Genomic DNA, 22,729 nt, shown 5'->3' on the forward strand with positions numbered 1-22,729 from the left:
CCTTGGCCTTGCCGCTTATTGCTCCCCTACACTTCAGGTGCCTTCTCCAACGCCTTCGACCGCCTGGGCATAGCGCTGAGTGGCTTCGGTCACCAAGCGTTTTCTTTCGTTTCGATCAATGAATTCTTGTTTCAGATATTCCTCAGCGAGGCGCAGCAGCTCCTCATATTGCTCTTGTGCGGTCATTCGGATTTCTGGCCGTTCCAGAAGTTTGTACCAGGTTGCTAATGCTTGCCCTTTTCGATCTTCGTACATGGCCATGACTCCGTTATTGGTATTCAGTAGAGGGTCATGACGACGCCTGTGTTCCTGAAATTTGAGCATGTACGGGTGCAGCCGTTGAACCGTGAAAGGTGTGTGATTGGGGAGCAAACACTTCTGAGATCAGAGCCGTCCGTCGGCATCTTCAGAAAGCAAATAAATGAAGTGAACCACTGTCGATAAATAGCATTCTTAAAGTTATGCCTGTGCTGGCCATGCCAGGCTGATTGTGTAACTCCTCATTGCCCGCATCGATGTGCGGGCTTTTTTTGCACGGTGGTTGAAAACTCCAAGATCACTGCGATACGCCAACATCCTTATTGGATGTCTCCTTTGTTCGATCGCCAAAGTCTTATTTGGATTCCATCGTCGCCGCTTGATTGCCGCCTTGCTCAGCGATCTTCGTCAACTTTTCGTCTGCCCCCTTTTCTTCAGCCAGTGTCGCGGATAAAAGCCCCACGGCGTCGTCTAGTTTGAGGTGCAGCCATTGCGATCAGCGTGCCGTAGCTGGCGATCTCGTAGTGCTCGACCTTCTGTGCCGCGCCAATCAGGCCTGCATCCTGAGCTTAATGCGTAACTTTCTCGAGACACGTGTGGCCTCACGTTCAAAAGACAAAGCCGTCGCAAGAAACAGATTTGGCGAGCCCACATCGAATCGCTCGGTTCTGGAAAAGTTGATCATCACGTTCACCTCGATAAGCGAAGTAAAGGAACACCGCGTCCCGCAGCGGTACGCGGTGAATAGCCTCACGTGTCAGATTTGGTTTGCGCACCGGCGCCGAGGTCGGCACCGGTGACCGGATTACTGTCCGGATCGGACATTGTCCTGGACTTCATATCCATCAGAAGCGCATCGTCTTCAGCACTTAATTCCACGCTGGCCATGCCATCACCGCCATCGACTGCTGGCGTGGGATCATCCACGAATTCCCAATCGTCTCCCTGGTTCCAGGGGCCACGCGTGCTGCCTTCCCCTTGAGACATGTTGAAGTACACGTTAGTGAATTCGGGCATACCCGGTAGCTTGCCCTGCGGAAAGTTTGGCTGGATGGCATGCAATGCTTTTTCGAAAGACACCTGGTGGGCAATCTCCCGCGTCATCAAGAAACCCAGCGCCTCTTTCACGCCTGGATCGTCGGTGACATTCATCAAGCGCTCATAAACGATTTTTGCCCGGGCCTCGGCAGCAATATTGGAGCGCATATCAGCGGTGGGCTCGCCAATGGTATCGACATACGCTGCCGACCACGGAATGCCTGCCGAGTTAGTCAGAGGGGCGCCGGCACCATACAGCAGACTGGTGATGTGAGAGTCGTTGCCGGCTCCGTTGATGGCGCGATAGAGCTCTCCTTCTGCTTCGACGCCTTCGGCCATTTGGCCTTTGGCACCCTTGTTCAACATGACGATGATCGAGCCGACAATCTCCAGGTGACTGAGCTCTTCGGTTGCGATGTCCATCAATAGATCTTTACGGCCAGGATCATCTTCCGCCAGAGCTTGAGTGAAGTAACGCGAAGCGGCTGCCAGCTCTCCTTGAGCTCCTCCGAATTGTTCGAGTAACAGGTTGGCCAACCCAGGATTGGGCTGGGCAACGCGTACGGTGTATTGAAGTCGCTTGTTATGTAAAAACATGACAAATCTCCTCAGGCTTATGAATGTTGGCGGCGTTTTTTTAGAATCGCGCGCCTACCTTCTTGTGAAGCAACAGCCCGTTAGAAATTTCAAAAATCTCCCATAGGTGGCGATAAGTGGTTATAGGTCGAAAGACCAAGCGGAAGCGGGACGGTTTTCGCTTCGTCGGATTTGTTCTTTTTTTGCACGCTAACCATTCGGAATACACGCCATTAAAGGAAATTCGGCAGAAAGAATGGGACGGCATTTCAACCATTTTCTTTATGAATCATAGTGTTTCAGAGCCGAAGGCGCGTCGGTGGCATGGGCTCAAACCAAATTCCAAGAATGATGAATTCAACAGCCGCCGTCTTTGGCGGAAGCGCGAGTCTCGTCCAGTAACAAGTCGACAACACGCTCCAACGCGTTCTGCGAGTTCTCGGTTGAACTGCTCGCTTGAGCATGACAAGCCAATTGGCGCGAAGCACTGTTGCCATCTTCCAGTAACACCAAAAGCTGATCGAACAGCTGCGATTCGTTGATTTCTTGTGCCGTCGACTCGAAAGTCGAGCGTGCCAGATTCAGCCACTGTTTGGCATTCATCACATCGCCACGGGCATCCAGAACAAACCTCCCCCGTGCGCCATATCGCTTGGCCTGCCAGCAGTTCTCTTTCAACAGTCGCTGCTGGGTTACATCAAAAACGGCGCCAGGTTGAGACACGTTGACCGCATGGGTGACGATCACCCGGAACAACGTGGCCAGCAACACCGTATCGTGCAAGCGCGGACAGGCATCGGTCATCCGCAACTCTAACGTCGGGTAGCGCGATGCGGGGCGAATACCCCACCAGCCATTGCCACCCTTTTCAATCGCGCCAATGCGTTGCAACAATGCCAGGTAGTCCTGGTAATCCATTTCATCCTGGAAATACTCAGGTGTGCCCATGCGCGGCCAGGCATCGCAAATCACCTGCCGATAGCTTTGAAAGCCGCTGTCTTCGCCTTCCCAAAACGGGGACGAACAACTCAGCAACAGCAGCATCGGCAGCCAAGGGGAAACTTCATTCATTACCGCAATGCGGTCGACGCCAGGGGGGATCTCGACATGGACATGCAATCCGCTGAGCACGCTGCGGCGGGCAACCGACTGGAACTCATTAAACAACTGCTGAAAGTGCGGCAACGGTGTTGATTGCTGATCCCGCCAACGAGCCAAGGGATGGCTGCCCGCGCACAATAGCCCTACTCCGTGATCGGCCAGTGCCTCGTTCAATCGCCCGCGAACTTCGGCCAGATATCCAAACGCTTCAGTGCTCGTTAAAAAGACTGGTGACGCCACCTCTATCTGCCCCTGGAACATTTCAAAGGCAAAACGTTCACCAACGATAGTGCGGCATGTACGCACGATCCCAATGGGCGGCTCAGCCAGCATCTGCCGGCTGTCCAGATCCGTTAGAAAATATTCTTCTTCAATGCCGAAACGCAGCAACGGGCCCATAGCAGCAGCTACCATCAGGGCACACGGGTGACGGTGAGTACGACAACTGCGATGCGTTCCACGCTTTCGTACCCAGGCTTGAGCAGTTCCTCGCCAAATACATCCGGGTCGGTTTCATGATAAGTCCAGCTGAAGTGGTCGCCGGACAACAAAGGTTTCAAAGCCGCGAGAAACGGATCCCCTGCCGCGACCATCGCTACGCCCGTGTATAACAACAGCGTCCCACCCTCCTCCAGTCGCGGCAGCGATTCACGGACAATCCGCACCGACAAGGCTTCGCCCAACGCGCCACCGCCATGGCGATAGGCGCGTTGCTGGTGATCATTCATGTAGGGCGGATTGGCAACAATCAGATCAAATTGACCTTCGACACTGTTTAACAAATCACTGTGGTACGCCGTCACATTCAAGGTGCCGGCCAGCTCCGCATTGACCGCTGTCAAACGCACCGCTCGCGGGTTGATATCCACCGCCAGAACGTCGGCTTCATGCCGAGCCTGCGCGATGATTACCGCCCCGACACCGGCTCCGCACCCAATGTCTACGGCACGCTTGATGGGTTCAAAGCGTTGCTGAAGCAGCGTTCTGATTGCTTGAGCGAACCGGTAAGTATCAGGTCCGAAAAAAACCGAATCGTTTTGCAACGTGGGATACGCCGAGTGCACAAAAAGCAGCTCGTTCAGGCTCGACCAGCGAACAACGCTGCGCCATAAATCGCCGTTTTTTTCGATGATGCCCGCCTGCTCCAAGGCATCGAGCGCCGTGTGCGAAAACAGTTCGCTGGTGAACGGCATCGACCATCCGAAGACATCCCGTAGATCCCTGGCGAGAGGTGCACGATAGCGCTCTAGAAAACGTTCGTGGGTCAAAGGCGTAGGGGTGATAAAGCGATAGTTGCTCCCAAGCAAACTCGCGCCCAGTTTCAGCAAAGCCCGGTCGGCCTTTTGTTGCCCTGTCATGTCGCCTCCAAGGGTTATCGCAAACTTGAGCGCAGCTGCATAAAAAGACGTGTTGCAAAGAGGCCGGCGGGACGCCAGTGACGCGACGCAGACAACCAAGGGATCAACGCGCCGATCTGGTCGACGGGTGATAAATATTCAAGGCTGCTTCTCAACGTTTCGATTTCCGCATCCTCCACCTCAGGTTGTTGCATATCCATGTGCAACGTACGGACACGGAAAGGTTGACCGTCCGGGTCTTTCCAACCATCGGCAATCCAGTCACGCAACAGTTGTTTCTCGTAGCCGCTGAACACACCGAACATCACTGCGCCACTGCCCTCGATCAGATGCCAAAATCGGCTGTTTTGAGGTGGTTGGCCACGAAGGATCCAACCCTTTCGCTCCATTGCGTCTAGAAAGGCATCCATCTTTCCCGGTTCAGCCAGCCATTGATTAACGGTGCGACCTTCGATCCGGCAAAAGTCGGAATGCATGTGTTGTCCGAACCGGCGTTTACGCTCCAGCATGGAAAGAACTTCCTGGTTTAAATCAAAACGCTGGATCACGGCAGTCGATCCTGATCCCAGGTCATTGAGGCGATAACCTTGTGCCACGCGTCGATAGAATTCCTTGCGTCCTTCTCCAGGCGGCATCAATTGCAGTAATGCCTGCACAGCCTTGCGACCATGGCCGGTACTCACATTGTCGATCGTCACATGCAACCGGAAATACTGCGGATCAATGCCGAGCTCGCGCAGTTCATAGGCTGTAATCAACAAGTGCAGCGGCAATTGCTCATAGCCAAGGTTGTAACCAATCGCCTCCGGCAGGTAAGTATCACCGCAGTGACCTAACGCCAGCTGCAACGCACCTTGCAGGTAATCTTCGTCGTCAAGGTTTTGCAGGTCTATGCAGTCATGCTCGCTCAGCAACGTACGGTAAATCACCACGTGATTGCGTCTTGCAATGCCTTCGCCCAGTTCTTCCAGGTAAGTGTCCAGAAGGCCATCGAAGCGGCAATCCTGCCAATGCGTCAGCAAGCCAGATAGCCACGCGCCATCCACGTTTTTGGTCGGTGCTACATGCTGTAGAAAGTACATTGCGTGGGATCTATTAGTGAAATAGCGTCGCGGGGCTCCTTCCTTGCGCGATTGGAGGTAACTGTCGTACTCACGCGCTACAGCGGCGCAGCGAGTTTGCGACCATTCCATTAGCTGCCGTGGATCGTCAGGCAAATCGGGAGGTAATTGCGCAGCTTCGCGCAATTGCCGCTCGATGTAATGGCACGCGAGCGAAGTTGCCTCGGTTGACTCCTTCAATAGCTCTTCGTAAACATACCGATTCGATTCGTTTTGTCCAAACCTGTGCGGCACAGAGATTCCGACTGGGGATTGAATGAGTGTCATGACGTCTCTCCCTATTGAATTAAGCCGCATCGATGGCGTCATGATCAGAAGAGTCTGTGCCTTAGCGGAAATTCCATTTTTAAGTTATGTGGCAAAGCGCTTGAATGAAATCTGTAGAAAAAGTCTGAACATCATCCCTCTGCGGCTTTCAAAACCTCAAGAATCGGATCAAGGAAGAGACAATGGCCCTTCACTTAGAATCGACCATCTCCACACTCCCTTCCCGTCAGGGTGCTTCTACCCTGCGCTTGGCATTCGGTATAGGTCTGCTTTTTTTCACCGGAGTTGCAGTGGCTATCGGGGCGTTGCTGACCATAGCGAACAACCTGGATACCCAGGACGAGCGCCGAACTGAATTTTATTCAGCCCGCGCGCTGGAAAACCGAATTGCATCGGCGAAGCGCTACATCACCAGCTACGCCAACTGGACGACGGCTTACGAACATCTTAGCGGCGAGGTCGACGTCAACTGGGCCTACACTGAGCAAAACGTGGGCAAAACCTTGTTCACCAAAGACGGCTTTGACGGCGTTTTCGTGCTCGACCACGAGCGCACCAAATACGCACTGATACGCGGCCAGCCTATGCAGCAAGACATCTCGGCTTTCGCACAGGCCTCGGCATTTTCACTGGTGGATCAAGTGCAGAATCAGGCTGACATGAGCCAACCTATCAGCTCCTACACCCTGTTCGAAGACTGGCCTGCATTAATAACCGCTTCAGCGATCCTGCCGGAAGATCAACCCGTCCAAAATCCCAAAACAGTGTCCGTGCTGGTCTTTATCGACAAGCTGACCCCGCGCAAACTTCGCGAACTGGGTAATGCCTATGGTCTGAATAACCTCACCCTCTTACTCGATGGCACGATAAAAGACACGCAGCCACGGGTGCCACTGGACAGCACCGGCTACAGTCTTGTTGCCGACTTGAATCGTCCGGGTTTTCACCTGATGTGGTCGTTGTTGCCGACACTGCTTGGCACCATGTTTGTGCTTCTTTTGGTGACGGCCTATTTTTTTCGCCATGCACTGCGCTCTTCCCAATTTGTCGATCGCAGTTTCGCTGCCATGCAAACGTCTAACCAGGCATTGGAAGAGGCTAACCAAGCGCTCGAGGCCAGTGAAGAGCGATTCAGGGCAGTGGCCGAAGCGGCATCGGATTGGATCTGGGAAATCGACAAGAGCCTTTCTATAACGTATCTGTCGGATCGTTTTGGCGCTGTGACGGGTTTTTCCGCTCGACAATGGTTAGGCCAGGATTTTGAAAAACTGCTGTCTTGCGACACTACACCGTTGTCTTTGTGGTTCACCAAAATGGCCGAAAACGCCTCTGCCAGTGATTTGCGGTGTACCTATCGCGACCATTCAGGCCAGACCCGCTATTGCCGGGTTTCTGCCCGACCGGCCATGGAAAAAGGTAGTGTGATGGGTTATCGGGGCACCGCCACCGACATCACTGACGAGGTCGCTGCCCACGCGCAGATTCAGCATCTGTCGCTCCACGATGCGCTGACCGGTTTACCCAATAGAAACAAACTGACGCGTTTTCTCGATGAGGCTTTGTTGCTCAAGGAGCGCGCCTCGGCACTGTCAATCCTGATGATTGACCTGGATAACTTCAAACCCATCAACGATACCCTCGGCCACCCTGTCGGCGACGCGGTTCTAAAAGAGGTGGCGCAACGCTTGCGCGAGTGCACCCGTGATCACGATCTGGTCGCCAGGCTTGGCGGTGACGAATTTGTCGTGGTGCTCAGCGGTATGGACAGCCACCACGAAATCGACAAATTCTGCACTCGCCTGATCGGCAATTTGCATCAACCAATCCCGTATGAAGGCAAAGCTTTGCATGTGGGTGCAAGCGTCGGCATTGCCCTTAGCCGTCGTCAAGGTTTTGTACCCGAGGAGCTGATCCGGTGCGCCGACATCGCTTTGTATCAGGCAAAATCGAGCGGCAAAAACACTTGGTGTTATTTCGAACCGCACATGAGCGAGCAAATTCGGAGTCGTCGCCAATTAGAGGATGATCTGCGCCGAGCAATTGAAAACCATGAGCTCTTATTACATTACCAGCCACGTTATAAGGTCAACGGCAAGGAAATCGTCTCTGTGGAAGCACTGGTCAGGTGGCAGCATCCGACCCGTGATCTACTAAGCCCCGACTTATTTATTCCTCTGGCCGAGCAAACCGATCTCATCGTACCGTTGGGTCGATGGGTGCTTCGCGAAGCTTGCGAGACAGCCCTGACCTGGCCCGATGATGTGATGGTCTCGGTCAACCTGTCCCCCGCGCAATTTACTCGCAGCGAGGTCGTCGAGGATGTTCGTGAGATTCTGATCAGCACCCGGTTCCCTGCCAGTCGCCTCGAACTGGAGATCACGGAAAACGTGATGCTCAACGACACCGAAGGCGCCCTGAAAAGCATGAACGCCCTTAAAGAACTGGGCGTGCGCTTGAATATGGACGACTTCGGCACTGGCTATTCATCGTTGGGTTACCTGCGAGCGTATCCGTTTGACGGCATCAAGATCGACAAACGGTTCATCGCTTCAATGACCAGTGGCGATAATGATCGGGCGGTTGTGCAGGCGATCATCGGCTTGGGCAAGGCATTAGGCCTGACGGTGACCGCTGAAGGTGTCGAGACCGAGGAGCAATTGAATATTCTCGACGAAGACCAATGTCAGGAGGTGCAGGGTTACCTGATGAGTCGTCCGGTCGATAAAAAAACAGTGTTACAGATGCTTTATGCTTGAAGAATCACGCTGGGCAGAGCGCTCATCCGAGTTCGGTCCTGATCGGGGCGAAGGTCGAACCTCGCCGCAGTTCGGCGGATTGCATAATTGAGACCTCAAAACGTTAGATCCTGATGTAAAACATATGGAAATTAACCTTTGCTGTGTTCAGGCGAGGTCGGACCCTCTTTGATGCCGCGAGGTCCAGCAACACCCCAGACGATCAAACCGATAACTGGAAAGACAATCAGGCCAACGGCCCAGGCGGCTTTGACACCTACCGATTTGTCGCTGCGGAACACACTGATCATGGCCCATAGGTCAACGAGCAGGATAATGACGGCGATTGCAATGGCAAAATAGCTGGTAGCTTGCGACATGACTCAACCCTCCTGAGACTGGTGATCATTAGGCCTCAGGGAATTGCTGGTGTTCCAAGCAAAACGTCTTGCACGTGGAGCTGGTAGTGCAATCCACGTCGCACAAAGAGTTGAATTCCATCTGTTGATCAGCTAGCGATCAGTTGTCTGAGAAATGATTGAAATCTTGCCGTTGCGCTCAATGATTGCGAACTTGATTTCTTCCAGCTTCTCAATGCCCTGGCTGGAACGTGCAGCCTCCATAATGTCGGCTTCCACCAGTCGCGCGTGACGTAATCGTTGATGCAACAGCTTGCCGTTCTCAACAATGATCGTGGGTTCGCCATCGATCAAACGTGAGACCCGGCTCGAACGTTGTTTGAGCAATGAAAATCCGACATCGATAGCAATCAGAGTGACGATAACGAGCATTGAATTCGTCAGTGAAAAATCATCACCCAGCAACGCTTGCTGAGTGGCCTCGCCAATAATCATCAGCAATACAAAATCAAAGGTGGTCAGCTCGGCCAACGAGCGTCGGCCAGCAATCTTGAACAGCACCATGAGCGCCACATACATCGCTGCCGCACGCAATACCGAATCCATGGGTCACCTATGGGAAAATGAACTGACTAAGTGTCACACCAGGGCTCCCGGGCGTAGTGACGTGACTTCGAAAAAAACCTAAGCCGTCGCCGCGCAGCGTGAGATACAAGTTGGCCTGCCCCTGATTGTCGGCTTGCACCCATAAGCGCATGCCATTGGACAAACTTCTGCTGCGCAACGGCTCAGGTTGCAGCGATTCAATGCTAAAGCCCTCCAGCATTTCCCCCGACAGATCCAGCTCGATTTGGGTTTCCGGCTTTGCGCTAATACTGACTTTCATCGAATTCGTCGAACCATTGCGGTGGAACATTTCGTATTCCACCCTGATATGACCATCCGCGCTGCGTACATCGCGAGAACTGAGTAGCCCCCGCGAGAACAGACCAATCAATCCAAAAAACATCAACAAGACCAGCACGTACCAACCGAACCGCTCAAAACGCCAAATCTTCATCTGATAGGACATGTTTTCGTGAATAGGATAATCCCGACTCTGTAAATCCGGGTGTTCGGCATCATCCTTCATCGTTTTATACCTCACACGCCGAGCGATGCCTGTTCATGGAAATGGGGTAGCCGTTGTAGGGCATACTCTGTTGCCTCCGTTTGCACTTGGCAGCGGGTACCAAAAAAACGGTGCTCATGAGTAAACACACTTTTGACGTCTTTCGATTGAAACGCCCAGGCGAAACAGATGGTGCCCGCGGGGATGCCATCAACGTCTTCAGGCCCCAGAATGCCCGTCGTTGCCACCGCGACATTGGCCGTACTGTCTTGTAAAGCGCCTAAGGCCATCTCCCTGGCAACTTCCAAGCTGGTCAGATTGAATGTTTCGATGGTGTAAGCGCGGACATGCAAGAGACGTTGTTTGGCTTGTGGGGAATACACGACGTAACCGCATTCAATGAACTGGCCGCTACCTTCGACTTCCGACAACAGCGTAACGATTTTACCGGCGGTGCACGACTCAGCCGTGGTCAGTATCAAGGAGTGTCTACGTAGGTAAGCGACTGTGTCCTCAGCGATGGCCATGATCAATTCTCGAAAGTGCTGTTTGTGTGCCAGCCTGATAATCCTCTCCCGCGACAGCGCGCAGATAGGCTTGATCAGCGAGCAGCCTCAAATCTCGCCATTCATTCCAAGTGACGATTCCCAATCGATCCATCTCGTCGGTTCGACGAACGAGTTCGTCATGGTAAGCATCAGGGCAGTCCATACGCAGCTGCTTATTTTCCAGCGCGCGATGCCAGGCATCAAAGGCCTGCAGTCTCGCCTCTTGAGCCGGTGTCAGTAGATTTTTGAAGGCATTCATCTCATTCGCCCAACCCGGATATTTCTTGGTGGAGCATTCGGCCACAGAATAGGTTCACAACATCTGACGAAGCGGAATTTTTAAGTTTTAGCATCAACCGACCCTGGCCATCGGAGTGGCACAGATCAAAATTTCTACCGCCAAAGTCCGCGCGCCCCTCTGTCACGGTTGTAGTCTGGCTACACGCTCCATACAACACCGTGACAACGACAGTTTGCATTTAAAAATCGACGAGCTTATACGGGCCACCAAGGATGCGTTGGCGCCTATGAGCAGATAGCTGAGCATTCTCGTGCTTGTTTCAGTCGATTAACGGTTTTTGGAAACCGGTTCATGAGGATCGACCAACGATAACCCCGGACTTAGCGGGTCGCTGACTCGCCGAGGATGAACACCATCATCACCAGCAGCCAGAGCAGGTACAGCCAGCCAAACAACCGCACCCACCCCCGGTGACGATAAAGGCCCTGGTAAAACACCAGCAGCAACAGAAACTGGCCAGCGGCGGCGAGCATGACCACGCTGTCGTGCCGCGGCCAGAACAACGTGACCAGCACTTCCACGGCCAGCAACAACAGCAGGCCAGCATAGACTTTCAACGCATTCACCAGACTCATGTCAGCGCCCCACCAGGTAAAGCGTCGGGAACAGCAAAACCCAGATCCCGTCCACCAGGTGCCAGTACAGGGTGACCATTTCCAGACGCGTGCTGGCCTGATGTCCTTGCAGCCGACCCCGTGTGAATCCCAGGTAAAGCCAAAGCCCCAACCCCACGGCGATCAGGACGTGCACGCCGTGCAGCGCCGTGGCAATGAAATACAGGTTCATGAACAAGCGCGCCGAGGGCAAGTGCAGCGGTGAATCCGCCGCGAAACCGGGTAGCAACCCTTCGCGGTATTCCAGTGTGTATTCGAGGCCTTTGCAGGCCAGGAACAGCGCAGCCAACAACGTTGCTCCCATCAGGCAGCGACGCAGACGCTGTTCACTCGCCTGCTCGCTGTCGGTCAGCGCCAGGGTCATCAACAAGCTGCTGGTCAACAGAATGAAGGTGTTGAGCGTCGCCAGGCCGAAGTGCAAACCCGCCACGGCTTCGGCGACGCCGTCGGGGTGCTGCATCCGGTAGAACCATGCCACCATGATAAGACTGCCGAACATCATCACTTCACCGGCGAGGAACAGCCACATGCCCAGCCACGCCGCCTCACGCTGTTGCGCCCAGGCTGCGAACGGTTCGGATGGCTTTTGCTCAGAGCGGATCACGGCGCGCCTCCGGGGAGTAATCGTAGGCTTCGAAGTCCACGGTCACCGGTGCTTCGAAATTATGCACCGGCGGCGGCGACGGCACGCGCCATTCCAGCCCGGCCGCCTCCCACGGATTCATCGGCGCCCTCTCGCCCCACCGCAGGGAGCCGAGCAAGTAGAAAAATGGCAAGGCGTACGCCAGCGCCAGAATCGACGCCCCGGCCGAAGACAGCACATTGAGAAATTGCAGGTCCGGGTCATAACTTTGGTAACGCCGGGGCATGCCCAGGTAGCCAAGCAGAAACTGCGGAAAGAACGTCAGGTTGAACCCGCAGAAAATCAGCACCGCGGTGATTTTCCCCCACAGCTGCGAATACAGGCGCCCGGTGATTTTCGGCCACCAGAAATGCAGTGCGCCGAAATACCCGGCCACCGCCGCGCCGACCATGATGTAGTGGAAATGCGCGACGACGAAATACGTGTCATGGGCGTGCAAATCGGCCGCCAGGAGCGCCAGGAACAACCCGGTCACCCCGCCGATGATGAACAGCCCGATAAAGGTCAGGGCAAACAGGAACGGTGCGTGCAGCACCAGGTCGCTCTTGTACAGCGTCGCGCTCCAGTTGTAGGCCTTGATCGCCGAGGGAATCGACACCAGAAAGCTCAACAGCGAAAACACCAGGCTGGCGTACATCGACTGCCCGGCGACAAACATGTGATGGCCCCAGACCAGGAAGCCGATCACCGCAATCGCTATGCTGGACCAGACGACAAAGCGATAACCGAAGATGCGCTTGTGCCCGGACGCCGTAATCAGCTCGCTGACAACCCCCATCGCCGGCAGGATCATGATGTACACCGCCGGGTGGCTGTAGAACCAGAACAGATGCTGGAACAGCAGCGGATCGCCGCCCAACCGCGGGTCGAATACGCCGATGTTGAACAGGTGCTCGGCGGCCACCAGCAGCAAGGTGATCGCCAGCACCGGGGTCGCCAGCACCAGAATGATCGAGGTCGCATACATCGTCCAGACAAACAGCGGCAGACGCATCCAGGTCATGCCAGGTGCGCGCAACGTGTGCACGGTGACGATGATGTTGATGCCGGTGAAGATCGAGGAGAATCCGGCGATGAACACACCGCAGATTACCGCCACCACGTGGCCGTTGCTGAACATCGTCGACAGCGGTGTGTAGAAGGTCCAGCCGGTATCAACCCCGCCCAGCAGCAACGCTAGCAAGGTGAACAAGCCGCCCCCCAGCAGCAGGTACCAGCTGAACAGGTTCAGGCGCGGGAACGCCATGTCCCGGGCGCCGATCATGATCGGCACCAGGAAGTTGCCGAACACACTGGGAATCGACGGGATCAGGAAAAACCAGACCATGATCACTCCGTGCAAGGTGAACGCGCGGTTGTACCCATCGGCGGTCAGCACGTCGCCGTTGGGCGTCACCAGTTCGATGCGGATAAGGCTCGCCGCCAGCCCGCCAACAAAGAAAAAGAAGGTCACGGTGATCATGTACAGCACGGCAATGCGCTTGTGGTCACGGGTCAGGAACCACGACAGCAGGCCTTGCCGATGCAAATAGCTGGGTGAGCTCATTTCGGATCCCCGGAGGCGGTGGCAGGCAATGAACGCAAATAAGCCACCAGGCGTTGCACGGCTTCTTCGTCCAGCAGATTGCTGTAGGTCGGCATGATCGGCAGGTAACCGGCCACCACCTGTTTTTGCGGCAGCATGATGCTGTCGCGCAGGTAGGCGTCGTCGGCCACGACCTGGCTGCCATCGGTCAGGCGAACCGAGCGGTTGAATATGCCAGCCAGGGGCGGCGCGCTCGCGGAATCATGGCAGCTGCCGCAGCCGTACTGGCGGTACAAGTCCTGGCCCTGGCTGATCAGGTCGGCGGCGCTGCCAGTGTCCTGCAGCCATTGCTCGTAGTCGCCAGGGTCGAGCACCACCAGCCGGGCAAGCATCGCGGCATGGTCGGTGCCGCAGTATTCGGCGCAGTACACCTGATAAATGCCGCTGTGTTCGGCCTGGAACCAGAGCATGCTGTAGCGCCCCGGCAGCACGTCCTGCTTGATGCGCAGGCTGGGGAAAAACAGGCTGTGGATCACGTCCTCGGAAATCATCGTCAACTTCACCGGGCGCCGCGCCGGGACGTGCAAGGTGTTGATCTCGCGCTGCCCGCCCTGGTGCTGGAATTTCCACATCCATTGGCGCGCAGTGACTTGCACTTCCAGGGCATCGGCTGGTGGCGTACGGGCGAAAAAGAACAGCCGCGCCGAGAACAGGAAGATCACCAACGAGCCTATGAACGGCAGAATAATCCACGCCAGTTCGATCGGCAGGTTGCTCTGCGGCCGATGATCGCGATCTGCCTTTTTCCCGCGCCGATAACGCCAGATGAAAATCCACAGCGCCACGAACACCGGCACCACGAACAACGCCATCATCCCGGTGAAACCGATCACCAGCCAATCGACCGACACTGCGTAATCCGACGCCTGCTCGGGCCACAAATGCAGGAAGCGCTCGTTCATGACAGCCTCCGGCGTTCGCGGCGCAGCGCCAGCAGGATGAACAGGCCCAGCGCCAGCACGGTCGCGACGCCGGCCACTTGCAGCAACAGGATGATCCGACTGTTGTAGGTGCCGCTCTGCGGATCGTAGTGATAACACAGCAGCAGAAGCTGCTCCTTGAGCGCGCCCAACTTGCCCTGCCCAGCTTCGGTCAACGCCAGGCGCAGGTCATCGGCCTGATAGCCGAGGCCATAGAGCCAGCGCGAGAGACGCCCGTCGCCGGTCACCACGGCGACGGCGGAACTGTGGGCGTATTGCTGCTGGTGTTCGTCATAGCGGTAGCCAAACCCGATCGAACCAGCCAAGGCCTGACTGGCCGCCGCATCGCCGCTGAGCAAATGCAGGCCCGGTTCGTTTGTCAGCGCCGGCCAGTGCTGGCTGAGTTTGGCCAGCTCCTCCCGGGCGGCCGTCGCGTCTTCCCGCGGATCGAAACTGAAGGCGATCACCTGAAAGTCGCGGCCGATCCGGTAAGGCTGATTGGCCAGTTGGCTGAACAGCGTTGAAAGCGCCGCGCCACAGACATTCGGGCAGCGGTAGTACAACGGCACCAGGAGCGTGGGCTGGCCCTTCAACAGGTCGCCCAGACGAACCGGATGATCGTGCTGGTCAGTAAACCGTGCGTCCCGCGCCAGAGGCTCACCGACCCGGGCCGGGTCGATGCCGGCGGCGCTGAACGGGTCAAACGCCTGCGCGACGCTGTGCTGCAGCGTCATCAGCCACAGCAACGCCAGCACCAGCGCGCCCCGTTCAAGGTTCATGGGGTGCGGCCTCGGGAGTTGGCCATCCCCGCTCCAGCAGGATGGCCCGCGCCTGTTCCAGCGGCAGGTGGACGATGCGGTGGTCGCGGTCGACCCAACCGTAGCTGTCGAGACGAATGCGCTCGGCAGCAAGTTGCCGTTCACCGTCCTGACGTGGTTGGGATTGCAGGCGTGGAGCCGGCGGTAGCAGGCGTTCCCGTTCGAGAGTACTCAAGGGTGGCTGCAGCGACGTCGCGTGCTGCTGATAACCGTTGAGCAGCCAGGCCACGCCGGTCAGGCACAACGCAATGGCGGCCAGCAGCAACGCCACGAACCCACCGACTTTGCGACTGTCGACCCGATTCGGTTCATGACCGCGCGGTTGTTCAGGTTTCATGGCGCCTCCTTTGCCACTGCCAATGCCACCAGGTCCACAGACCGAGGCCGTAAACGCCCTGACAGAACAGCGCCACGGCACCGACGCCGAGAGAAGCATCCGGGAATATCGACGGCAGGCTGAGCCAGATCGACTCCAGCGTCCCCAGCAACAGGATAGCCACACAACCCCAGACCAGCACCCGAGGCCGACCACCCCAGGGCGAAGCCAGCGCCAGCAAACAAGCCAGTTGCCCCGCCACCAGCACCGCGCTGACCCCACCCCACGCCCCCGCTTCGCGCATGCGATACCAGTAGGTCTCGTGCTCAAGGTTCACCGACCAAATGATCAGGTACTGCATGAAATGCACGTACACCCAGAGCGCCAGCGCGCTGACCAGCAACCCTCGCAATGTATGACACTGTGCCACCGGCAGCGGCACGAGATTCCAGCACAACACGCAGAGACCAGCGAACGCCAGGCCCTCGAGCAGTTGCCGGGCGATCAAAAGCAAACCGAAGATGCTGGAAGCGAACCCCGGCTGCAACGACATCAACCAGTCGACCGCCGCCAGGCTGGCGACCAGCGCGTAAAGAATCAACCCCGGACCACAGTGCCGCGGCGCCCAGCGATGCAGGACCAGGGCTACCCCGGCGTACAGCACGCTGCGCAGCACAAAGAACCACGGCGACAACCACACTCCACGAAACCCGGAACCCTCGACCGCGAACCATGGATACACCCACGCCATCGCGAGCAACGTCGGCAGCAACATGGGCACTAACCACGCCACCGCGCTGCGCCCCAAGCGACTGCCCGGCGCCAGCAGCACTTGCCAGCGGCCACTGACCAATGGCGTGAGCAGGGCCAAGAACAGACAGCCCAACACAATGTTGCTGCCGTTGATCGCGGCGGCCAACGCCCCCGCGCCGACCCAGGCTGGCTGCCAGATCCCGAGCAATACGATGCCGATGACACCCATGACGAAAACAGCGGATTGGCGCCTCATCGGTCGCCCTCCTCGAACGCCTGCCGCACTGACTCAGGCAAACGATCCAGCGGCGCCTGCTGGCTCAGCTGCAGCACACGCACATGGGCGACAATGGCCCAGCGCTCGTCCGGTTCGATGCGCGATTCGTAACCGTACATCAGGCCTTTGCCGTGTGCGATCACTTCCATCAGCTCAGCGTCGGTCGCGCCCAGCAAACGCGCTTCGCCGAGGGGCGGTGGTGGCGGAAAGCCGCGGCCGACCACCAGGCCATTCCCCCGACCACTCAGGCCATGGCATGGCGTGCAGAATGTCTGGTAGCCCGCCTCACCCTGGGTGAGCAAGGCATCAGTTATTGGCGGACGCTGCAGCCCTTTCGCTTCACGCGCAAGCTGACCGCGAGCGACGGTACCCGAGGGCGGCTGGCGACTGCTCAAGCCATTGGCGAACAAGGCGCCGGGGCGTTGTTCCTGCACCTTGGCCTGGCGCGACATATCATCGCAGCCGCTGCACAACACGGCGATGAGCAACGCCCAAGGCCAGGCCTTCATGGCTGCACCTCGTGTACGCTGATCGCACGTTCGGCCAGCCAGGCGCGGGTGACCTGACCATCGAACAGCGGATCGGCGGCCTCGATAAACAGAAAGAACCCATCGTCGCTGGCCCGCTCAAACGCCTGAGCGCCGAACAGAGGGTGATGCAAACGCGGTAAACGACTGGCGATCAGCAGCGTCAGGACAGCGGCCACCGCCGCCCCGACAACGGCGAACAGAAACGTCACCACCATCAGCGACGGCACGGCAATCAACGGCCGTCCGCCGACGTTTAGCGGGTAGTTCAAGACCGAGCCGATTTGCATCAGCAGCGCGAGCGCGATGCCCAGCAACGCCCCGAAGCAAGCGCTGCCCGGCACCCTGGACGCCCTGGGTTCAAATAGCGGCAGCAGCGCCTCCAGTGGAAACGGCGCGAACGCATCGAGCTGCCGATAACCCATCGCCCAGGCATGCAGGCTGGCCTCAACCAATGGTTGCGGCGCATCGAACTCTGCCAGCAAGCCCAGGGATTCAGGCATCGCCACGCTCCTTGTGCAGCGCTTGCTTGACCTCGAACGCCGAGACCATCGGCACGTACCGCAGGAACACGCTGTAGGGCACCAGGAACACGCCGAAGCTGCCGATGAACAACGTCCAGTCACACAGCGTCGGGGTGTAGCCGCCCCACGCCGAGACCAGGAAATCCCGGGTCTGCGGGGCGATCAACAACATGAATCGCTCGGCCCACATGCCCACCAGCACCGCCAGCGCCACCGCCGCCAACGTCCCCGGCCGTTGGCGCACCGACCGCCACCACAATGCCTGAAGCACGCCGACGTTGCAGAAGATGGCCAGCCAGAAACTCCAGGCGTGGGGCCCCGCCAGGCGCGTCATCAAGACCTCGATCTCATGAGCGTCGCCGCCGTAGAACGGCATGAACAGGTCCGCCAGATAGCCGTAGGCCGTCATCAAACCGGTGGCCAGCAGCAGGCGACCGAGCATGTCCAGATGACGCCGGGTGATCAACGCTTCGATGCGCAACAGCCAGCGCACGCCAATGGCGAGTAACGCCACCAAGGCAAACCCGGAGAACACCGCACCGGCCACGAAGTACGGCGGGAACAGCGTCGAATGCCAGCCGCTTTGCGGGCCCATGGTCAGCAGGAAGGAATAGCCGCTGGACACCGCAAACACTAACGGGATCGCCAGCATTGCCAGTACACGGGTGGTCTGTCGCCACAACGCCCAGTGCCGCTGCGAACCGCGCCAGCCCAGCGCCATCAGGCCATACAACCTCTGCGCGATCACGCCGGTGGCACGGTCCCGCGCCGTGGCAAAATCCGGAATCGCGCCCACCAGCAGAAACAGCACCGATACGCTCAGGTAGGACAAGATCGCGAACATGTCCCAGGCGGTCGGGCTCTTGAACTGCGGCCACAGGCCCATTTCATTTGGGTACGGCATGGTCCAGTAGAACAGCCATGGTCGCCCCAGGTGCAGGATGGGGTACAGCGCAGCACAGATCACCGCCATCAGCGTCATCAGTTCCGCGAGGCGATTGAGGCTGTGCCGCCAAGGTCGCTCAATCAGCCACAGCAGTGCCGAGATGAAGGTGCCGGCATGGCCGATCCCTAGCCACCAGATGTAATTGAGAATGCCGAAGCCCCAGTGCACCGGCTGATTGTTGCCCCACATGCCGACGCCGTTGGCCAGCAACACGGTGGCGGAGGCCAGGTACATCAGCAACAGACCGAGGCCGAGGCCGAACAGCCAGCGCCAGGTTCGCCGCCGCGTAAATTGTTGCAAGGGGCCGAACACCTGCCGCGACACTTGCTGATCACTCAAATCCCGGGGCAGAAAGTGGCCGGTGTCGTGCAGCAGCGGTTCAGCTTTCATCGTCACTCTCGCCATCTTCTATCCGCGCCAGATAGCTGGTGCGCGGGCGCGTCCCAAGGGCCTCGAGCAGGCGGTAATGCCGTGGATCACGGCGACCGCTGCTGACCGCGCTGGCGGCATCGGCGATATCACCAAAACGGATGGCCTGACTCGGGCAGGTCTGCTGGCACGCGGTAACCACCGCGCGGGTGTCGAATTCGACGCCGCGTTGCTTACTGTCGATCCGCGCCGCGCTGATGCGTTGCGTGCAATAAGTGCACTTCTCCATGACGCCCCGAGAGCGCACGGTCACTTCGGGATTGCGTTGCGCCTGAATCGACGGGGCGGCGTTGGCGCTCCAGTCCAGCCAATTGAAGCGACGCACCTTGTACGGGCAATACGACGCACAGGTGCGCGTGCCGATGCAGCGGTTGTAGACCATCTGGTTCAGGCCATCACGGCTGTGCACCGTGGCATTCACCGGGCAGCCGGTTTCACAAGGCGCCTGTTCGCAATGCATGCACGGCAAGGGTTGAAAACGCGAGCGCGGCGCATCCAGCGAGCCATGGTAATAATGGTCGATGCGCAGCCAGTGCATGCTGCGCCCCTTGGCGACCTGTTCGGCGCCGACCACCGCGATATTGTTTTCCGCCTGACACGCGGTGACGCAGGCGTTGCATCCCGTGCACAGGTCGAGGTCGATGACCATGCCCCATTGCGGGCCACTGTCGGCGGCTGCGGTGTAGAGCGACACGGGGATCTGTTGCGCCGGTATTTGCGGTTGCGCGCGTGGCACCACGCGTATCGGCGGTGTCTCATCGTTCGGCAATACGTGATGCGCCTGCGTGAAAGCGAGGGCATGGCGATCGCCGCTGGAACGCACCGAAGCATTCACCGACGAGGCCTGAATCGGTCGCACCGCATAGCCCAGACCGTTGCCGACCCGCCCGGCATTACTGCGGCCATAACCGGTGTACAAAGCGATCACCTGGTCGGCCTGCCCCGGTTCGATCCACGCCGCGCCGCGCAGTAATTGGCCCGGCAGCGCCACTTCGACGCCGTCGCCATTGCCTACACCGACCCGCTCCGCTAGCCGGGGTGACAACCCGACCACGTTGCTCCAGGTCAAGGTGCTAATAGGTTTTGGCAGTTCTTGCAGCCAGCCCAGATTGGCGAAACGCCCGTCCCACACGCAAGGGTCCGGGCGCACCACGGCTTCAAGGCCCTCGGAGTCAGGCATGTTCAACACCACCGGCGCCGCGTCAGGAACATCGACCGCCGCGGCAGCAGATTCGATCCAGCCATCGGCCAACGCCTGGAGCCACTGGTGTTGCGCGACGTGGGCCCAGGTGGTTCGCACAACACTCAAGGCATCGCTGTCGGCGGACGTTAGCAACAACTCGATGAACTGATGGCTGGTGCGGGTCGAGTACATCGGCTCGATCAACGGCTGAAGAATGCACGCGCTACCATCCGCCGCTCGTGCGTCACTCCAGCCCTCCAGTGCATGGTTGAGTGGCACATGCCAATGACAGTGCGAGGCGCTTTCATCGTAATAAAGCCCGGCATGCAGACAAAACGGCACCTTCTGCATCAGGCCCTCAAGGCCCAGCTCCGGCGCCGATGTCTGCAACGGATTGCAATCGAGCAGCAATAACTGGCTGACATTGGCCGCGTCCAGCTGCTGAACCAACTGTTCCAGTGGCGCCCAGAATTGACTGTGTTCGTAGCCCAGCAATGTCGGCGACTGCCAGTCCAGCGTCTGGCCATGCGCACCCAGCCGTTGGTTGAGCCGCATCACCTGGGCCTGCACATCCATCGCCGCTTGTGTGCCAACGCAGACCAAGCCGCGGCCGGGATGGGCCTTAAGCGCTGCGGCGGCGGCCTCGACCCAATCGAGCTGCCGCGCACTCAGGCGCGGCTGGTCGGCAACTTGGGCGCCCAGGGCTCGGCTCAGCGCTAATGCCAGGTCAGGCAGGCGTGACGGTGCTATCGCCAGTCGACGCGTCGCGGCGGCGCCGGTCAGGGTCGGGATGCTCTCGGCGACGAACGACAACGCCGCACCCTGCCCTTGCGCTGCTTGCCGCCGACGTTCGGCCCAACCCTGTTGCAACGGCGTCTGCCGCGGGCCACTGCCCAGCGGGTCATCTTCCAGGCAAACCAGCACCTCGGCGTTTTGCAGATAGCGCCGGGCCTGCAAAGGCTGGCCGAACACCCGCTCGCTGGTGCGCAAGGCTTCGGTTTCGGCGAAGGGCTCGGCGTGATAAAAGCGCGCCTCGGGCCAGCGCTGACGCAGCGCCTCCAATTGGCGCGCCAGGGTGGGCGAACTGCTGGCGCCGCAGAGGATGTGCAGGCCTTTGCCCTGCGCAGCGTCCAGCGTCAGTCGTTGCCGGGCCAGCGCACCGCGCACCTCGTCCCAACTGGTTTCCCGGCCCTTGAAACGCGGGGCTTGGGAGCGGTCCGGGTCGTACAGCTGCAGGATGGCTGCCTGGGTGAAGGCATCGCACGTCCCACCGGACATCGGGTGTTGCGGATTGCCTTCGAGTTTGATCGGCCTCCCCGCCAGTGTCTTGCCAAGCACGGGTTGGGCAACGCCGCAAAAGGGAATGGCGGTTGCGTACCAGCTCGCAACGCCGGGGGTCAATTGCGGCGCCTGGCGGACCGCTGGCACGGCGTGTTCAGGGGTTTTGCCACAGGCCGCGAGACCGGCCAGGGCCAGGGACGCCGCCATCAATTGCAGAAACCGCCGACGATCCATCAGGGGTGCGGCGCCGGGGAATTCCGCTTCGATCAACGCCTGCGCCTCGGGCTTTGCGGCCAATGCTTCGAGCCCGCGCCAATACGCAGCACCCTTGAGCCCGGTGAGGTGCTCGCGCAGGGCGGCAAAGTCCATGATGGAGGCGCTCATCGATGGCAGGTCCCGCAGTCGGTCAAGCCTTGCGCATCGATGTGCCGTTCTTTCATCAGGCGTTCACCGAGTACCCGCCGATCCTCGTCGGTGTGCCATTGCTGCGCGGTGACTTGCCCGACCGGACGAAGCTGCGGTGCCGGATCGCGATGACAAGCCAGGCATTGTCCCATGTTCAGCGGTTCGGCCTTGAACAGCAGTTGCATGCGGTCCACCGCGCCGTGGCATTCGCTGCAGCCGACGCCGGCGTTCACGTGCACGCCGTGGTGGAAGTACACGTAATCCGGCAGCTCGACCACGCGCTGCCAATGCAACGGCTGTTGCTCGCGCAGGCTTTTGCGCAACGGCTCGAGCACGTCGGCGTTCTTCCAGATTTGCGAGTGGCAGGTCATGCAGGTTTCGGTGGGCGGCAGACTGGCCATCGCAGAGGACTCCACCGAGCTGTGGCAGTAGCGGCAATCGATCTTCAGCTCGCCGGCATGGTGCGCATGGCTGAACGGCAGTGGCTGTTCAACCACCCAGTTACGGCCGGTTCGATAATCGGAGCGGTCCAGGGCCAACACCACGAGCAATCCTCCCGCGAGGCCGACAAACAGTATCAGTAGCCCCAGGCGCAGCCAGGTATCGGCCGAGCGGCTGAAGATCTGCGCCATCGCCGGATTCCAGAATTCGGGTTCATAAGGCTATGGCTCCGTCTGCACCCAGGAGTTCTAATTTTTTTGGCGTCATCACGCAGACAAGTGCGCTCCCCTTTTT

The 22,729-nt window shown here is 58.5% G+C and carries 23 protein-coding genes and 1 pseudogene; 1 reads left to right on the plus strand and 23 read right to left on the minus strand.

Annotated elements, in window-relative coordinates; genetic code table 11:
- Positions 1-33: 33 nt before the first annotated feature.
- From J1D76_RS01320 to J1D76_RS01345, 6 genes and pseudogenes are all read right to left on the minus strand, one after another.
- The gene (locus tag J1D76_RS01320) at positions 34-255 is read right to left on the minus strand and encodes a hypothetical protein (RefSeq protein ID WP_421136640.1); all 222 of its coding nucleotides are present in this window, start codon (positions 253-255) and stop codon (positions 34-36) included.
- A 358-nt stretch (positions 256-613) separates the two neighbouring features.
- A pseudogene (locus J1D76_RS01325) lies at positions 614-821 on the minus strand (ferritin-like domain-containing protein); the annotation flags it as partial.
- A gap of 187 nt (positions 822-1,008) precedes the next feature.
- A complete protein-coding gene (locus J1D76_RS01330; RefSeq protein WP_421136641.1) occupies positions 1,009-1,893 on the minus strand; it encodes a manganese catalase family protein in 885 nt (294 codons plus the stop codon).
- Positions 1,894-2,229: 336 nt separating this feature from the next.
- Positions 2,230-3,363: a carboxylate-amine ligase gene (locus tag J1D76_RS01335; RefSeq protein ID WP_421136799.1), complete on the minus strand. Its 1,134-nt coding sequence runs from the start codon at positions 3,361-3,363 to the stop codon at positions 2,230-2,232.
- A gap of 23 nt (positions 3,364-3,386) precedes the next feature.
- The gene (locus J1D76_RS01340) at positions 3,387-4,331 is read right to left on the minus strand and encodes a methyltransferase (RefSeq protein WP_421136642.1); all 945 of its coding nucleotides are present in this window, start codon (positions 4,329-4,331) and stop codon (positions 3,387-3,389) included.
- Between the two features lie 14 nt (positions 4,332-4,345).
- The gene (locus tag J1D76_RS01345) at positions 4,346-5,719 is read right to left on the minus strand and encodes an iron-containing redox enzyme family protein (RefSeq protein ID WP_421136643.1); all 1,374 of its coding nucleotides are present in this window, start codon (positions 5,717-5,719) and stop codon (positions 4,346-4,348) included.
- A 182-nt stretch (positions 5,720-5,901) separates the two neighbouring features.
- On the opposite strand from J1D76_RS01345, the gene J1D76_RS01350 reads away from it, so the two are divergent.
- On the plus strand, positions 5,902-8,475 hold the full coding sequence (locus J1D76_RS01350) for a bifunctional diguanylate cyclase/phosphodiesterase (protein WP_421136644.1): 2,574 nt from the start codon (positions 5,902-5,904) through the stop codon (positions 8,473-8,475).
- A gap of 131 nt (positions 8,476-8,606) precedes the next feature.
- Here J1D76_RS01350 and J1D76_RS01355 read toward each other — a convergent pair whose 3' ends face one another.
- From J1D76_RS01355 to J1D76_RS01435, 17 genes are all read right to left on the minus strand, one after another.
- Positions 8,607-8,834 carry a PLD nuclease N-terminal domain-containing protein gene (locus J1D76_RS01355; protein WP_421136645.1) on the minus strand — a complete coding sequence of 76 codons (228 nt, stop codon included), beginning with the start codon at positions 8,832-8,834 and terminating at the stop codon, positions 8,607-8,609.
- Between the two features lie 132 nt (positions 8,835-8,966).
- Positions 8,967-9,419, minus strand: coding sequence for a DUF421 domain-containing protein (locus J1D76_RS01360; RefSeq protein WP_421136646.1), 453 nt, complete (start codon positions 9,417-9,419; stop codon positions 8,967-8,969).
- Positions 9,420-9,426: 7 nt separating this feature from the next.
- Positions 9,427-9,945 carry a hypothetical protein gene (locus J1D76_RS01365; protein ID WP_421136647.1) on the minus strand — a complete coding sequence of 173 codons (519 nt, stop codon included), beginning with the start codon at positions 9,943-9,945 and terminating at the stop codon, positions 9,427-9,429.
- A gap of 11 nt (positions 9,946-9,956) precedes the next feature.
- Positions 9,957-10,451, minus strand: coding sequence for a CinA family protein (locus tag J1D76_RS01370; RefSeq protein ID WP_421136648.1), 495 nt, complete (start codon positions 10,449-10,451; stop codon positions 9,957-9,959).
- Positions 10,438-10,731, minus strand: coding sequence for a hypothetical protein (locus J1D76_RS01375; protein WP_421136649.1), 294 nt, complete (start codon positions 10,729-10,731; stop codon positions 10,438-10,440). Before J1D76_RS01375 ends, J1D76_RS01370 begins: the two co-directional genes overlap by 14 nt.
- A gap of 362 nt (positions 10,732-11,093) precedes the next feature.
- The gene (locus tag J1D76_RS01380) at positions 11,094-11,348 is read right to left on the minus strand and encodes a hypothetical protein (RefSeq protein WP_421136650.1); all 255 of its coding nucleotides are present in this window, start codon (positions 11,346-11,348) and stop codon (positions 11,094-11,096) included.
- 1 nt (position 11,349) lies between these two features.
- Entirely contained in the window at positions 11,350-11,991 is a 642-nt protein-coding gene (locus J1D76_RS01385; RefSeq protein WP_421136651.1) for a cytochrome c oxidase subunit 3, read from the minus strand.
- On the minus strand, positions 11,978-13,576 hold the full coding sequence (locus tag J1D76_RS01390) for a cytochrome c oxidase subunit I (protein WP_421136652.1): 1,599 nt from the start codon (positions 13,574-13,576) through the stop codon (positions 11,978-11,980). Before J1D76_RS01390 ends, J1D76_RS01385 begins: the two co-directional genes overlap by 14 nt.
- Positions 13,573-14,517, minus strand: a complete 945-nt coding sequence (gene coxB, locus J1D76_RS01395) for a cytochrome c oxidase subunit II (protein WP_421136653.1) — start codon at positions 14,515-14,517, stop codon at positions 13,573-13,575. The genes J1D76_RS01390 and coxB overlap by 4 nt, the downstream gene beginning before the upstream one ends.
- Positions 14,514-15,314, minus strand: a complete 801-nt coding sequence (locus J1D76_RS01400) for an SCO family protein (protein ID WP_421136654.1) — start codon at positions 15,312-15,314, stop codon at positions 14,514-14,516. Before J1D76_RS01400 ends, coxB begins: the two co-directional genes overlap by 4 nt.
- Positions 15,304-15,690 (minus strand): hypothetical protein, encoded by a 387-nt coding sequence (locus tag J1D76_RS01405; RefSeq protein WP_421136655.1) that lies wholly within the window; start codon positions 15,688-15,690, stop codon positions 15,304-15,306. The genes J1D76_RS01400 and J1D76_RS01405 overlap by 11 nt, the downstream gene beginning before the upstream one ends.
- A complete protein-coding gene (locus tag J1D76_RS01410) occupies positions 15,680-16,678 on the minus strand; it encodes a hypothetical protein (RefSeq protein ID WP_421136656.1) in 999 nt (332 codons plus the stop codon). Before J1D76_RS01410 ends, J1D76_RS01405 begins: the two co-directional genes overlap by 11 nt.
- Positions 16,675-17,208 carry a c-type cytochrome gene (locus J1D76_RS01415; protein WP_421136657.1) on the minus strand — a complete coding sequence of 178 codons (534 nt, stop codon included), beginning with the start codon at positions 17,206-17,208 and terminating at the stop codon, positions 16,675-16,677. Before J1D76_RS01415 ends, J1D76_RS01410 begins: the two co-directional genes overlap by 4 nt.
- Complete coding sequence (locus J1D76_RS01420; protein ID WP_421136658.1) at positions 17,205-17,729, minus strand: DUF3341 domain-containing protein; 525 nt, start codon at positions 17,727-17,729, stop codon at positions 17,205-17,207. The genes J1D76_RS01415 and J1D76_RS01420 overlap by 4 nt, the downstream gene beginning before the upstream one ends.
- On the minus strand, positions 17,722-19,086 hold the full coding sequence (nrfD, locus tag J1D76_RS01425) for an NrfD/PsrC family molybdoenzyme membrane anchor subunit (protein WP_421136659.1): 1,365 nt from the start codon (positions 19,084-19,086) through the stop codon (positions 17,722-17,724). The genes J1D76_RS01420 and nrfD overlap by 8 nt, the downstream gene beginning before the upstream one ends.
- Positions 19,076-21,973, minus strand: a complete 2,898-nt coding sequence (locus tag J1D76_RS01430; RefSeq protein ID WP_421136660.1) for a TAT-variant-translocated molybdopterin oxidoreductase — start codon at positions 21,971-21,973, stop codon at positions 19,076-19,078. The genes nrfD and J1D76_RS01430 overlap by 11 nt, the downstream gene beginning before the upstream one ends.
- A complete protein-coding gene (locus J1D76_RS01435; RefSeq protein ID WP_421136661.1) occupies positions 21,970-22,626 on the minus strand; it encodes a cytochrome c3 family protein in 657 nt (218 codons plus the stop codon). Before J1D76_RS01435 ends, J1D76_RS01430 begins: the two co-directional genes overlap by 4 nt.
- Between the last annotated feature and the right edge of the window lie 103 nt (positions 22,627-22,729).

Source organism: Pseudomonas sp. NFX15, from assembly GCF_049132105.1.
In the GTDB taxonomy this organism is placed as follows: Bacteria; Pseudomonadota; Gammaproteobacteria; order Pseudomonadales; family Pseudomonadaceae; genus Aquipseudomonas.

Excerpts from the sequence above, each read along its gene's own strand:
- J1D76_RS01320 (WP_421136640.1), bottom strand. The coding sequence starts at position 255 with ATGTACGAAGATCGAAAAGGGCAAGCATTAGCAACCTGGTACAAACTT.
- J1D76_RS01330 (WP_421136641.1), bottom strand. The coding sequence starts at position 1,893 with ATGTTTTTACATAACAAGCGACTTCAATACACCGTACGCGTTGCCCAG.
- J1D76_RS01340 (WP_421136642.1), bottom strand. The coding sequence starts at position 4,331 with ATGACAGGGCAACAAAAGGCCGACCGGGCTTTGCTGAAACTGGGCGCG.
- J1D76_RS01345 (WP_421136643.1), bottom strand. The coding sequence starts at position 5,719 with ATGACACTCATTCAATCCCCAGTCGGAATCTCTGTGCCGCACAGGTTT.
- J1D76_RS01350 (WP_421136644.1), top strand. The coding sequence starts at position 5,902 with ATGGCCCTTCACTTAGAATCGACCATCTCCACACTCCCTTCCCGTCAG.
- J1D76_RS01355 (WP_421136645.1), bottom strand. The coding sequence starts at position 8,834 with ATGTCGCAAGCTACCAGCTATTTTGCCATTGCAATCGCCGTCATTATC.
- J1D76_RS01360 (WP_421136646.1), bottom strand. The coding sequence starts at position 9,419 with ATGGATTCGGTATTGCGTGCGGCAGCGATGTATGTGGCGCTCATGGTG.
- J1D76_RS01365 (WP_421136647.1), bottom strand. The coding sequence starts at position 9,945 with ATGAAGGATGATGCCGAACACCCGGATTTACAGAGTCGGGATTATCCT.
- J1D76_RS01370 (WP_421136648.1), bottom strand. The coding sequence starts at position 10,451 with ATGGCCATCGCTGAGGACACAGTCGCTTACCTACGTAGACACTCCTTG.
- J1D76_RS01375 (WP_421136649.1), bottom strand. The coding sequence starts at position 10,731 with ATGAATGCCTTCAAAAATCTACTGACACCGGCTCAAGAGGCGAGACTG.
- J1D76_RS01380 (WP_421136650.1), bottom strand. The coding sequence starts at position 11,348 with ATGAGTCTGGTGAATGCGTTGAAAGTCTATGCTGGCCTGCTGTTGTTG.
- J1D76_RS01390 (WP_421136652.1), bottom strand. The coding sequence starts at position 13,576 with ATGAGCTCACCCAGCTATTTGCATCGGCAAGGCCTGCTGTCGTGGTTC.
- coxB (WP_421136653.1), bottom strand. The coding sequence starts at position 14,517 with ATGAACGAGCGCTTCCTGCATTTGTGGCCCGAGCAGGCGTCGGATTAC.
- J1D76_RS01400 (WP_421136654.1), bottom strand. The coding sequence starts at position 15,314 with ATGAACCTTGAACGGGGCGCGCTGGTGCTGGCGTTGCTGTGGCTGATG.
- J1D76_RS01405 (WP_421136655.1), bottom strand. The coding sequence starts at position 15,690 with ATGAAACCTGAACAACCGCGCGGTCATGAACCGAATCGGGTCGACAGT.
- J1D76_RS01410 (WP_421136656.1), bottom strand. The coding sequence starts at position 16,678 with ATGAGGCGCCAATCCGCTGTTTTCGTCATGGGTGTCATCGGCATCGTA.
- J1D76_RS01415 (WP_421136657.1), bottom strand. The coding sequence starts at position 17,208 with ATGAAGGCCTGGCCTTGGGCGTTGCTCATCGCCGTGTTGTGCAGCGGC.
- J1D76_RS01420 (WP_421136658.1), bottom strand. The coding sequence starts at position 17,729 with ATGCCTGAATCCCTGGGCTTGCTGGCAGAGTTCGATGCGCCGCAACCA.
- nrfD (WP_421136659.1), bottom strand. The coding sequence starts at position 19,086 with ATGAAAGCTGAACCGCTGCTGCACGACACCGGCCACTTTCTGCCCCGG.
- J1D76_RS01430 (WP_421136660.1), bottom strand. The coding sequence starts at position 21,973 with ATGAGCGCCTCCATCATGGACTTTGCCGCCCTGCGCGAGCACCTCACC.
- J1D76_RS01435 (WP_421136661.1), bottom strand. The coding sequence starts at position 22,626 with ATGGCGCAGATCTTCAGCCGCTCGGCCGATACCTGGCTGCGCCTGGGG.